The sequence below is a fragment of the Bacillus sp. SIMBA_154 genome, from assembly GCF_046536015.1.
GTDB classification, from domain to species: domain Bacteria; phylum Bacillota; class Bacilli; order Bacillales; family Bacillaceae; genus Bacillus; species Bacillus pumilus_P.
The window spans coordinates 1-261 of sequence record NZ_JAWJBV010000371.1 but is presented as its reverse complement, the minus strand read 5'-3'; the positions used below and the strand labels follow the sequence as shown (position 1 = coordinate 261).

Annotated in this window: 1 protein-coding gene; it reads left to right on the top strand. The window is 41.0% G+C overall.

The window, feature by feature from the left end:
• Window positions 1-261 (top strand): LysE family translocator (locus R0K30_RS22415; protein ID WP_410613102.1); only part of this gene is annotated, 261 nt, incomplete at both ends.

Below are 261 nucleotides of genomic sequence, written 5' to 3'. Positions count from 1 at the left end.
ATTATTTTCACAGGGGTTTGTAACCGCCATTGCCAATCCAAAAGGATGGGCGTTTATGATTTCCTTATTACCTCCTTTTATTAACGTACAATACAGTGTTGCGCCGCAATTAGCGGTGCTGGTGGCCATTATTTTGCTCTCAGAGTTTATCTGTATGATGATTTACGCAACAGGTGGCAAAAGCCTGCGGTTATTTTTAACCAAAGGCAATAACATTAAGTGGATGAATCGTATTGCGGGAAGTTTAATGGTGCTAGTAGG